Source organism: Pseudanabaena sp. 'Roaring Creek' (genome assembly GCF_001402795.1).
Classification (GTDB): Bacteria; Cyanobacteriota; Cyanobacteriia; order Pseudanabaenales; family Pseudanabaenaceae; genus Pseudanabaena.
This window is the reverse complement of record NZ_LIRE01000703.1, coordinates 1-9212: the sequence shown is the minus strand read 5'-3', so window position 1 is coordinate 9212 and position 9212 is coordinate 1. Positions and strand designations below refer to the sequence as shown.

The following is a 9212-nucleotide window of genomic DNA, read 5'->3' as shown; positions in this document are numbered from 1 at the left end:
ATAGTCATAGCGTTCGACTTGTCTTATGGCTGGAGGGATCGGGTTTCTGACTTCAGAAATTAATTGTTTAGAGTTTTCATCAAAGCAAACTAAGGGTTAATCATGGTCATAAGGGAGAGAGCGTTTGCTACGCAAACCCTCTCTCAAAGTCCATTTCAAATTATTCCGAACTCACGTTAAGAAATATAGCTGTCGCCAAGTTTACTAGGACATAAAACCCAAGAATTAATTGGCGGCGCTTCGCGCCGCCAATTATACCAATTACCAAAAGTGTGGCTACACTTTTGGTAATTGAAAACCAAACCCCGTAAGGGTTTTAAAATCACAAAATGGCGTAGCCATTTTGTGATTTGGTATTAATTTTTGGGTTTTGATTTGTCCTAATTCAAGTGACTGTAGCTATAACAAAAAAAAGAGGGTCACGGGGCGAAGCCCCGTGACCCTCTTTTTGGAATATAAAAGCTTCAAAAAGGCGAAGATTAGTGCCGCCTCTTTGGAAGTTATTTGATCTTGTCCATAATCGAGAAGATCGGTAGATACATCCCAACGATAATCGAACCCACCATGCCGCCCAAAACGACGATCATCAATGGTTCCATTAAACTGGTTAGAGCTTTTACCGCCTCTTCGACTTCATTCTCATAAAAGTCAGCCACTTTCATCAGCATCTTGTCAATTTCACCCGTTTCTTCGCCAATGCTAACCATTTGCAAAGCCATAACGGGAAAGACCTCAGTCTTTTCCATAGCAGGTGCAATTTGACCGCCTTCTCTAACCGCATTTCTGGCGGACTCGATCGCGTTAGAGATCACCAGATTTCCCGCCGTTTCAGCGGTAATTTCGAGGGATGCCAGAATAGGAACACCTGCCTTAGAGAGCGAGCCAAAGGTACGCGCAAATCTTGCCACAGCAGTTTTAACCACCAAGTCACCAAATAAAGGCAATTTCAAGAAAACGCCGTCAAGGTAGAGCTTGCCCGCAGGAGTTGCATAAACGCGGTTGTAAACGAAGGTAATCGCAAAAAATAGGGCGGGAATGATGAATATCTTCTCACTCTTTAAAAAATTACTGATATTAACCAATATTTGGGTAAATGCTGGTAACTCACCGCCTAAGCTTTTAAATACACCGTCAAATACAGGAATGATGAAAATACACATCGCTAAGAAGATGATCACGGCGATCGATGAAACCACGATCGGATAGGTCATCGCGGATTTAATCTGGTTGGTGAGACGTGCGGAGTCTTCGAGCAATGTCGCCAGACGGGCTAGTACATCATCTAACACCCCACCAGCTTCCCCAGCCTGTACCATCGCGCAGTATAACTTATCAAACACCTTAGGATGCTTACGCAGAGCATCGGAAAAGTTGGTACCTTGCTGTACATCATCCAGAACTTCCGTTAATGCAACCTTGAGCGTGGGATTGGAACATTGGTCGCACATGACTCCCAAGCCGCGTACCATCGATACACCAGCATTGACCAAGGTTGCTAACTGTCGGGAAAATAGAGCTAAGTCTTTAACCGTTACCTTTTTCATGGTAATGGAGGCAAAACTAAAGCCCCCCTTTACCTCTTTGATATCTTGAACGACAAATCCTTTTTGTCTCCAAGTATCGCGAGCCTCTTTGACCGATTCAGCCACCATTGTTTGCTGTACGGATTTACCTTTAGAATCTTTGAGATTCCCCTGAAACTTCGCCATGATTGCACCTCGTTAATAGGAATTATGGGTAGAAAATTGTCGTCTAGCCACTGATCGATCGCGATTTGATCATGTCTTGCGATCGCAGATCTCCCGCTGCTTTCCGCTTCATTACAGGGGCAGGATTGGGACCCACTACGCGCAGTAGTTCTTCAGGACGCGAAGTCTTGGACATAGCGGCTTCAAAGGTAATATCCCCATCCATGTATAACCTTGCTAATACTGACTCAAGGGTTTGCATGGATTCTTTCCCGCCAGTTTGGATAAAACCGTACATCTGGGCAGTTTTACCCTCACGAATGAGGTTGGAAATAGCAGGTGTAACTACCATGATTTCCTGCGCCATTACCCGCCCGAACTGTCCTGGTTGGGGATTATGACGGGGAACGAGAGTTTGGCTCAATACGGCGACCAGAGAGTTAGACAACTGGACGCGAATCTGCCCTTGCTGTTCTGGGGGAAATACATCCACCATGCGATCGACGGTTTGGGATGCAGAGCTAGTATGCAATGTACCAAATACAAGATGTCCTGTTTCAGCAGCCGAGACGGCTAGTTGAATGGTTTCTAGGTCACGCATTTCCCCAACGAGAATTACATCGGGATCTTCTCTTAATGCGGCTTTGAGGGCGTTGGCAAAGGTTTTGGTATCTTCCCCAACCTGCCGTTGGTGGATCACGCTTTTTACGGATTCGTAAACAAATTCGATGGGATCTTCAACGGTGAGAATATGTTCAGCGCGGGTTTTATTGATCGTTTGGATCATTGCCGCTAGGGTCGTTGTTTTTCCCGAACCTGTAGGCCCCGTAACCAGAACTAGTCCCCGTGGTTTTTCGCTAAGTTCGCGGACGATCGGTGGCAAGTTCAGATCATCCATGTCGGGAATTTTCGATGAAAGCGCCCGCAAGCAAGCCGCATAGGTGCCGCGATCTTTGTAAACATTGACACGAAACCTTGCCAATCCCTTGACTCCGTAGGAGCAGTCTAATTCCCAGCTTTGTTCGAGCGTTTTGCGTTGATTGTTGTTGAGCATCGCAAAAATTAAACGCTGACATTCTTCAGGAGTGAGCGGATCGCGATCGGTACGGGTGAGATGTCCGTTGATACGAATATAAGGAGGAAGTCCTGCGGAAATGTGAAGGTCAGAACCCTTACGCTCTACGACCTCTTCCATCAGGTCTTCGATGATGTAGTCCATTACCATAGTGGGCGATTCTCCTGATCTAATCCTAATAAGTGCATGTTTCCCTATATATCCCCTAAAATCTGCCTTTGCATCAGATTTTAAAAACTAGAAAATTCCCATGATTGAAGCCTCGCGCTTTGCAAATGTTTTGCAGATGTTTCACAAATGTTTTACAAAAGGCTTCAAACGCAGTTTTTTAGAAAGTTCTAGGCGTGGTGCAGTACGGACATTCAACGGTCTCGGGGGTGAGCATTGCGTCGCAATTATCACATTCCAATCCTTTGCCTCGACGGGCGCGTTCTTCGGCTTCTCGACCTTTATCGGTATAGACAACCCGCAGCACCTCATCTAAGGTGGTCGCGCCAGTTCTGACCAAGTCAAAAGCATAGGCCATCAAGGTTTTCATGCCTTCCTGTACAGCAATTTCTTTGATGACTTCGGTGGTTGCGCCTTTGTTAATCGCACTTTGCAAGCGCTCGGTCATTTTCATGATCTCGTATACACCTGCTCTGCCCTTGTACCCAGAGCCATTGCATTTTGGACAGACTCGTTGACCAGGAAGCATAGCTTCGCGATTGACGATATTGGCACGGTAGAAGGTTTTCTCAAGGTCGCTACTGGGTAAACCGAAACGATCTAGCTCCTCTTGGGATGGGTTGTAGGGGATGCGGCAGTTGTCGCACACCTTGCGAACGAGGCGCTGGGCGAGTACACCGATAATAGCGGTACTTGCCATAAATGGCTCGACACCCATTTCTTCGAGACGGGCGATACAGCTAGGCGCATCATTGGTATGCAAGGTTGTCAGTACTAAGTGCCCCGTTAAAGCTGCCTCGATCGCTGTTTTGGCGGTCTCTGCATCGCGGGTCTCTCCGACGAGGATGACATCAGGATCTTGCCGTAAAAAAGCGCGGAGAATACTGGCAAAGGTCATCCCTTTTTCCCGCAGCACTTGGCATTGGGTCAATCCAGGTAAGTTATATTCAACGGGATCTTCGGCAGTACTAATGTTAATGCCAGGATCGTTACATTCCGCAAGGGTTGAATAGAGGGTAGTGGTTTTACCCGAACCCGTAGGTCCAGTTACGAGAATTAGTCCATAGGGTCTTTGGGCAAAGCTTTGCATGAGGGCAAGACTTTCGGGATCGCTGATTAACTTGTTAAGTCCGAGCTGGGTATTGGAGTTATCCAAAATCCGCAGACATACCTTTTCCCCGTTTTGGGTGGGGCAAGTATTGACGCGGAAGTCAACCCGCCGACCTTGGAAGTTCCGCTTGAGCTTACCGTCTTGGGGAACGCGTTTTTCGGCGATGTTCAGGTTGGAGATAATTTTGAAGCGAGAAATTACGGCGTTAATAATATTTTTTGGTAAGCGCTTATTTTCACTGAGGAAGAAGTATTCGCGCAGTACGCCATCCTTACGCAGACGGACGCAGAGATCCTTTTCCTGTGGTTCGATGTGAATGTCGGAACATCCTTCTTTAAGAGCTTTAACAAGGATTTTATCAACGAGGCTGATGATTGGGGCGGAATTTTCACCCCCAACCATTAGTTCATCGCCTTGATCGGTGTCGGCAATATCTTCGCCAAAGACATCATCTTTGACCTGTAGATCTTCATCGCTGATCGCTCCTTCAGACTTGGCACTCTTATTGACTTGAAACTGCACGATATTGTCAAAGGTGCGATGAAAATCCTCACGGGCAATCACACGCTTAACGATCGTCATGTTTTTAATGAGGCGTGTGATCTCATTTTGGACTTTATAGCTGTCAGGCGCAACTACGGCAAGTGTGATGCTATTTTCTGTCTTAACTAGGGGCAGGATCTCGCAGTCTCGGCAGCTGGAGATGGGGATGATATTGGAGTCAAGTAAAGCGCTGAGGTTACCAATATCAAATTTGTCAATTTCAACATCGGGATCGATCGGTTCGATGCCGTAAAGTACCCGTAATTCAAAAAGTTGTTGGCGTTTGTAATAGCGGGTAATGTCGGGGGCGAGTTGTTGCCCCAGAATTTGCTCTAGGACGTTGAGAAATGGCACATTTTGTTCTTGGCTATCTTTGACAGCGCGATCGAACTGGTCGGAGGTGGCATGTCCTGCTTGAATCAGTTTGCTCTCGAAGGGAGTTCGACCTCCCCGTTTGGCAAGAGCTTTGGTCTTATTTCTGCTTGCGGCGGTGGTTGGCGCTTGATCTGATGTATTCATAGCCCAAGATTTCCTAAGAGTTCATTACCCAAGTGAGATTAAATCTTTGCGATCGCAAAGCAATGTAAGGCGATCATAGCTTTTTGCATAACTATATTGGGAAAAATAGCACAAGTGCTTCATAGTTTTACAAAAAATAGTTTTATCAGCTAAGTAGCTGGGCATAATTAAAATCCAGATCTAAAACCTGCGGCTCACGCGCAGCGTGCGCCGCAGGTTTTAGGGTTTTATATTTAACGTTAGTTAGGACAAATCCTAACCGAAGAGATGATAGTGTCGGCGTTTCACGCCGACACTATCATCTCTTCGGTTTATTATTAAGGATATTTTGCCAAGAAATTTTCGGGTTTTGGGCAAGTAGTTGAGAAATCGCGATCGCGCCTTTTTTATTTAAATGGCTGGGGTCGGAGAAAAGCTCGGCTTGATTTTGAATTTGGTGTGAAAGGTCGAGATAGGTAAAACTTTCCCGCAGGGCAAGTTCTTGCATTCGCTCGTTGAAAGTTGCTTCATACCTTGTGCGAATGCTATCAAGATAGGTGGCATGGAGGGGCATATTCACGACGATAAGCTCGATATCATTGCGGCGGCAAAAATCAACGACATTGGCAAAAGCCTCGAATTGTGAACCCGTGATATCAAAGTTGCGATAATCGAGGTCGTAGTCTCCAGGAACTTGGGGAAATTTTTGGAAATAGGTGTTGGGGTCAAAGGTGACATCAAACGACACAAAGCCTTTGGAGTCCAGCGCAGTAGCTGTACTGGGTAAAGTAGAAGCGATTAGGGCTTCGCTGTTGCTGAGCATATGGGTATTGCGATCGAATTTCTTCACTAGGGAAGTCCGAATTTCTTGCTTCTTGGGTAGGGTGGTGAATAGTGCATCAAGGGACTGGGAAATGGGGTTTAACGATTTGGCGATCGCCACACTTTGATTGGAGAGTGGCTCGGAGTTAAGTCCGCTAGCTTTGAGGCTTTCCTGTAATTGTTTATAGCCTGATGATGCAGTGATTTCGTCGTAGGTAATGTCACTGCGGCTGCTATTAAAAGCCCGCAAACCATCTGCCCAAACGATCGCTCGCGGTAGCTGAGGACGCGCTAGGATTTGGGTGATTTGGAGGTTCACGACCTTGGCTGTTGCGCCATCAATACCAAGGTTAAAAACGCTGATATCTTTAAAGCCTCTATTGATGAGAGCTTTTTCTAAAACGTGGGGTTCGATACCGCGTAATGCTCTAGAGCTGCCGACAATTAAAATATCTGGCGATCGCCGTTTGTTAGTAGTTTGCCAATCTAGCAGCGCTAATTTCTCATTAAAAAGCGCAATATTAAAATTGAGGGCGGGTTTATTTGCAGTTTCTTTGGCAGGAGCACTAGCCGTTCGATCGCCTTGGACATCGATCTTAGTATCGGCGATCGCAAATTTAATAGATGGATCGGGTGGTTCATAACGGCTGAGGGTACGATCGAGGGCGATCGTCAATCCCAAGCCAATCGCGAAACTAGCAATACATGTCGGTAGAGACAACATCTGTGGAGTCGTCTTTGGATTCGTCTGTGGAGTCGTTTGTCCCAGCCACTTCAATCCAAAGACCATCCGTCCGACTCCCATGAGCCGCGCGTTTAGGCGATCGCTAAATGACGGATTCCTTGATTCCTCGTCACTAACCTCTTCTTGATCGGGGTTGTCGAGGGTGAGGCTATTATCTTCCTCAATTATTTCGAGTTGCGGATTTTGGGTGCCGATCGCCAGCAGATCGATTTCAAAGGACCAACTAGGTTTTTTTGTGCCAATGACTCGACTAGAAACTGTTACTGCTTGAAAATATTCGGCGGCTCGAACCGCTCGCAAAGCATTGAGTATAGGCAAAGCCATCTCGGCTTGCAAAATATTAATCTTCGTCTCGCAGAGCAAGTTCAGACAGTTGTCTTGTAATAACAACTTTAGTTTTGCTTGAGCGAGCTTGGGGGGCTGTTGATCATGGCGGAAGGTGGCGAGCAGGTTCGCAATAATTTCTGCTGCCACGATCGCGCCATCGGAGATCGGTAAATCCAGCCCCAAAGCCCAAGCATTGCCATGGAGTTTAAGACGACGGATCCCTTCCGCAAATAGAACCGAACTTGCCAGATCTTGGGTGCTAGGAGCGATCGCCTCTAAGATCCGCGTGGCACAATTTACTTCGCGATCTTGGCTGTAAAGGTATAGACAGTCACCTTTTTGCTTGGTATGGGAGAGTTCGATCCCCGCCAATTCTTCGGTTAGGATGCCCTTGGTCTCATTTACTAGAGCAAGACTCTTTTGATTCAAGCGATTCTCACTCAAGCGATTTTCACTCAAGCGATTCTCACTCAAGCGATCATTTGCCGAGCGATACTCAAGCGAGCTTGGCGACTGCTCGGGATGGATAGCTACATTCGGGGCTGAGTCAGTAATCGCATCTATGCTGGTTAGGGGCATTAGGGGGTTAGCATCTAGTGATTTAGCATCTAGTGATTTAGCATCTAGTGATTTAGCATCTAGTGGATTAGCATCTAAGGATGTTATGTCCATAGGTTATTGAAGGGATCGGCGGGATGAAAAATTTGCTACAAGGTTAGCATGGCGACTTCATAACCACACAAACTTACAAACAAATCACAGGCTAATTTCCATGAATGTTGAGTATATTCAGTGGCGATCGCAATTTATGCGAAAGCGACTTCAAATTGTGACGGTGATGTCGTCGATTTGTATTTTAAGTTTTATGATTTTGCAGCTAGCGATCAGCCGCAAAGGTCTGACCCCCCTCAATACTCATGTCAGCATCGCCCTAGATTTTGGGATCGAGATGCTCCTGATCGGTGCTTTTGGGCTATTGCGATCGCCCTTTGCTAAAGATGTGATTTATCCCATCTTTTTATTTATTCCCATTACGATCAACTTGACAACCCAAGCTAATGTCTCCTTAACAGGCATTGAAACCCCTTTTTTCATTCCTTGGGTATTAATTTTTGTGGCTCAGGTCACGATCGTCCCAGTATGTTGGCGACTCCATTTTGCGGTTCAGGCGATTACCGTAGGCAGTTACTTTTTGCTCGTTACCTTTTTGTTTGGCGATAGTGTGAGTGACATCTTTACAAGGTCGCCCTTATTAGTCGCAGGTAAGCTGGAGATGCCGATTTCCTTGATCTTTCTATTTGTTGGTTGGATCTGCGTGATGGGGGATTTATCTGTTTATCTATACGAGCAGCTACAGGAGCGGGAATTTATCGCCCGAAAGGAGCTAGAGGAGCAAAAAGAACGCTCAGAACGCCTTTTATTAAACATTTTGCCGCAATCTATTTCCGATCGCCTGAAGTTAGAATCCAATCTCATTGCCGATAATTTTCAGGATGTGAGCGTCCTGTTTGCCGATATCGTGGGCTTTACTGTATTTGCCGAAAAATTTCCCCCCGAAGAAGTAGTTACCTTTCTCAATCAAATTTTTTCCCGTTTTGATGTCCTCGCAGAGAGGTATGGCTTAGAGAAAATTAAGACGATTGGTGATGCCTATATGGCTGTGGCGGGTATCCCCTTTGCCCATAGAGATCACGCCCAAGCAAGCCTCGAAATGGCGATCGCCATGCAGTCAGAATTAGCGACTTTTAATCGTGAGTATCACCAAAATCTCAAAATTCGGATCGGGATTAGCTCAGGGCCAGTCGTCGCGGGGGTAATCGGGATCAAAAAATTTACCTACGATCTTTGGGGGGATACGGTGAATACGGCTAGTCGGATGGAATCCCACGGGATTGCAGGCTGTATTCAGGTCTCCGAAACTACCTATCAATATCTGCGCGATCGCTATCATTTTGAAGTCCGCGATCGGGTAGAGATCAAGGGTAAAGGTGCAATGACTACCTACGTTTTAAGTAGCTAGGCGCAATTAAATATAAAACCCCAAAGAGAGTTGCCGCGCGGAGCGCGGCAACTCTCTTTGGGGTTTTATACTAATTCACTGAAGTGAGCCAACACTTCAGTGAATTAAAAAACAAACCCAGTCAGGTTTTGAGATTCCCAAAATGGCAGCGCCATTTTGGGAATTGGTATTATGCCCTGATACAGTTGGCGGCAGCTATAAACACCAAACCCAGT

At 46.2% G+C, this 9212-nt stretch carries 6 protein-coding genes and 1 pseudogene; 2 read left to right on the top strand and 5 right to left on the bottom strand.

The features are described 5' to 3' along the window. From AC805_RS26995 to AC805_RS27510, 5 genes and pseudogenes are all read right to left on the bottom strand, one after another. A pseudogene (locus AC805_RS26995) lies at nt 1–114 on the bottom strand (IS630 family transposase); the annotation flags it as partial. 386 nt (nt 115–500) lie between these two features. Next, entirely contained in the window at nt 501–1709 is a 1209-nt protein-coding gene (locus AC805_RS20235) for a type II secretion system F family protein (protein ID WP_055077078.1), read from the bottom strand. A 43-nt stretch (nt 1710–1752) separates the two neighbouring features. Next, nucleotides 1753–2907, bottom strand: coding sequence for a type IV pilus twitching motility protein PilT (locus tag AC805_RS20230; protein WP_055077079.1), 1155 nt, complete (start codon nt 2905–2907; stop codon nt 1753–1755). A gap of 184 nt (nt 2908–3091) precedes the next feature. Then, nucleotides 3092–5104, bottom strand: a complete 2013-nt coding sequence (locus tag AC805_RS20225) for a GspE/PulE family protein (RefSeq protein WP_055077077.1) — start codon at nt 5102–5104, stop codon at nt 3092–3094. 298 nt (nt 5105–5402) lie between these two features. Then, the gene (locus AC805_RS27510) at nt 5403–6629 is read right to left on the bottom strand and encodes a D-alanyl-lipoteichoic acid biosynthesis protein DltD (protein WP_369122836.1); all 1227 of its coding nucleotides are present in this window, start codon (nt 6627–6629) and stop codon (nt 5403–5405) included. 768 nt (nt 6630–7397) lie between these two features. Here AC805_RS27510 and AC805_RS27505 point away from each other — a divergent pair. Both AC805_RS27505 and AC805_RS20215 read left to right on the top strand, forming a co-directional pair. Continuing rightward, nucleotides 7398–7523: a hypothetical protein gene (locus AC805_RS27505; RefSeq protein WP_156341496.1), complete on the top strand. Its 126-nt coding sequence runs from the start codon at nt 7398–7400 to the stop codon at nt 7521–7523. Nucleotides 7524–7749: 226 nt separating this feature from the next. Further along, nucleotides 7750–8997 carry an adenylate/guanylate cyclase domain-containing protein gene (locus AC805_RS20215; RefSeq protein ID WP_082429579.1) on the top strand — a complete coding sequence of 416 codons (1248 nt, stop codon included), beginning with the start codon at nt 7750–7752 and terminating at the stop codon, nt 8995–8997. The last annotated feature ends 215 nt before the right edge of the window (nt 8998–9212 follow it).

Excerpts from the sequence above, each read along its gene's own strand:
- AC805_RS20235 (WP_055077078.1), bottom strand. The coding sequence starts at position 1,709 with ATGGCGAAGTTTCAGGGGAATCTCAAAGATTCTAAAGGTAAATCCGTA.
- AC805_RS20230 (WP_055077079.1), bottom strand. The coding sequence starts at position 2,907 with ATGGACTACATCATCGAAGACCTGATGGAAGAGGTCGTAGAGCGTAAG.
- AC805_RS20225 (WP_055077077.1), bottom strand. The coding sequence starts at position 5,104 with ATGAATACATCAGATCAAGCGCCAACCACCGCCGCAAGCAGAAATAAG.
- AC805_RS27510 (WP_369122836.1), bottom strand. The coding sequence starts at position 6,629 with ATGTTGTCTCTACCGACATGTATTGCTAGTTTCGCGATTGGCTTGGGA.
- AC805_RS20215 (WP_082429579.1), top strand. The coding sequence starts at position 7,750 with ATGAATGTTGAGTATATTCAGTGGCGATCGCAATTTATGCGAAAGCGA.